Source organism: Frankia sp. AvcI1, assembly GCF_001420875.1.
In the GTDB taxonomy this organism is placed as follows: Bacteria; Actinomycetota; Actinomycetes; order Frankiales; family Frankiaceae; genus Frankia; species Frankia alni.
The window spans coordinates 1-2,460 of the sequence record NZ_LJFZ01000071.1; the positions used below are offsets into that span (position 1 = coordinate 1).

At 75.1% G+C, this 2,460-nt stretch carries 1 protein-coding gene and 1 pseudogene; both read right to left on the reverse strand.

What is annotated here, in order from left to right; genetic code table 11:
• The coding region (locus UK94_RS72405) for a KR domain-containing protein (RefSeq protein WP_235490916.1) at positions 1 to 237 on the reverse strand (237 nt) is incomplete at both ends.
• 220 nt (positions 238 to 457) lie between these two features.
• Positions 458 to 2,148 (reverse strand): annotated as a pseudogene (locus tag UK94_RS72410) (polyketide synthase dehydratase domain-containing protein); the annotation flags it as partial.
• Positions 2,149 to 2,460: the final 312 nt, after the last annotated feature.

Consider the following 2,460-nt stretch of genomic DNA (forward strand, 5'->3'; position numbering starts at 1 on the left):
GTGGATGACGGCGGTGAGGGGGTGGGCTGCGGGGATGGTGTCGAGGAGGTGGTGGAGTTGGGTGGGGTTGGTGGTGTCGGTGGCGGTGATGGTGATGGTGGCGCCGAGGTTTTCGAGTTCGGTGCGTAGTGCGGTGGCGTGGGGGTGGTGGGGGCCGGTGCGGCTGGTGAGGTGGAGGTGGCGGGTGTGGTGGTGGGTGATGAGGTGGCGGACGAGGTGGTGGGCGAGGGTGCCGAGNCCGCCGGTGATGAGGANGGTGCCGTCGGGGTCGAGGTTCCAGCCCGCCGGATCCGCCGGATCGGCCGGACCCGCCGGATTCGTCGCGTCGGCCGCGTCGGGCGCGTCGGGCGTGGTGGCCGGGACGAGGCGTGGGGTGTGGGCGGTGCCGCGGCGTAGGGCGAGCTGGTTGTCGCCGGTGGCCTGGGCGGTGGCGACGGCGGCGGGCAGGGCGGTGCGNCTGTCGGGGTCGGCGTCGAGGTCGATGAGCAGGATGCGGTCGGGGTGCTCGTTCTGGGCGGTGCGTACGAGCCCCCACAGCGGGGCGGTGGTGAGGTCGACGTCCTCGCCGGCGACGCTGACCGCGCCCGAGGTGAGGACCACGAGCCGGGTCGCGTCCCACCGCTGCTCGGACAGGTAGGCCCGCAGCAGGTCCACCGCCCGCTCGGTGGCCGCCCGCGCCGCGGCGGGGACGTCCGGGAGATCGGGGGCGCCGGTGGGGCCCGCGAGGTCCCCGGCGTCGGTGCGAAGACCGTCGTGGGCAGGGGGGCCGAGAGGAAGGGCGCCGAGGGACAGGACGACGAGGTCGGGAACGGCCGCGCCGGCCTCGACCGCGACACCGAGGGACGCGAGGTCGGGATGATCCGTCCTGGTGACGCTCGCCCCGAGCTCGGCCGGCACGGCGTCGCCGGAGCCGATGACGGCCCAGTTGGTGGCCCCTGGTCCCGCCGCGGACAGCCGCAGAGGTGGCCAGGTCACCTCGTAGAGCGAGTCCGAACGACGGCGCCGGGCCGCGGCGAGCTGCTCGGCGGAGACGACCCGGGCCAGCAGCGAGTCGACGGTGATGACGGGGGCACCGGCGGGGTCGGCGGCGTGCAGGGAGATCTCGTCGGTGCCGTGGACGGCGACGTGGACGCGCAGGCTGGTGGCGCCGGTGGCGTGCAGGCGCACGCCGTTCCACGCGAACGGCAGCCGGCTGTGGCCAGCGGGCACGTCCGCGAGCCCGTGGAAGACCGACAGGTGGACGGCCGCGTCGAGCAGCGCGGGGTGCACGCCGAAGGCGGCGGCCTGGTGCTGGTCGGTCCCGGCGTCGGGGAGGGTGACCTCGGCGTACAGGTCGTCGCCGGCGCGCCAGGCGGCGTGCAGACCCTGAAAGGCCGGCCCGTAGGCGAGCCCCGAGGCGGCCAGTGCCGGATAGACGTCCCCGACGGGCACCTCCAGCGCGCCCGGCGGCGGCCAGGCGGTCAGCGCTTCGGGCGCGTCGCCGGCGCCTGCTCCCTCGTCGCCGTCGGCGGCGGCGAAGACCCCGCTGGCGTGCCGTGTCCACGCGGCGTCGGGCGAGTCCTGCGGCCGGGAGTGGACGGCGACGGGGCGACGGCCGGTGTCGTCGGCGGCGGTCACGGTGACCTGGATGGCGACGGCGGCGCGCTCGGGCAGGATGAGCGGCGCCTCGAAGACCAGCTCGTCCAGCGCCCCCACCCCGAGGTCGTCGCCGGCCCGCAGCGCCAGCTCGACGAAGGCGGTGCCGGGCACGAGTACGTTGCCCTGCACCGCGTGGTCGGCCAGCCAGGGATGCGTCGCCAGCGAGAGCCGGCCGGAGAACAGCACCCCGTCCTGGTCGGCCAGTCCGATGGCCGCGCCGAGCAGCGGATGGTCCGCGCTGGCGAGGCCCAGCCCGGCGACGCTGTGCCCACCGGTCGACGCCTCCCGCAGCCAGTACCGCTGGCGCTGGAAGGGGTAGGTGGGCAGGGCGGCCGCGAGACGGGCCGGGTCGCCGGCGTCGGCTGCAGAGCTGGCGGGGCTGGTGGAGCTGTGAGGGCTGGTGGAGCTGTCGGGGCTGGTGTCGTCGCCGGTAGCACCCTGCGCGCTGGGGACGGCGCTGCTGATGCTGGGAGGCGTGGGGGTGTGGCCTGCCGCCTGGAGGGTGGCCAGGGCGGTGGCGAGGGTGGTGGTGGGGGGCTTNNTGCGGTGGAGGGTGGGGGTGGCGGTGAAGCGTGGCCGATNACCGCTGCGGTCGAGGGTGGTGAGGGTTTGGGTGGTGAGGGTGGTGAGGGTGGTGTCGGGTCCGAGTTCGAGGTAGGTGGTGACGCCCTGTTCGGACAGGGTGGTGGTGCCGTGGGTGTAGCGGACGGTGTGGCGGATGTGGCGGGTCCAGTAGTCGGCGGTGGTGTGGTCGCTGTCGGTGGGGAGGGTGCCGGTGAGGCCGGCGATGATCGGGATGGTGGGTTGGTGGTAGGTGAGGGT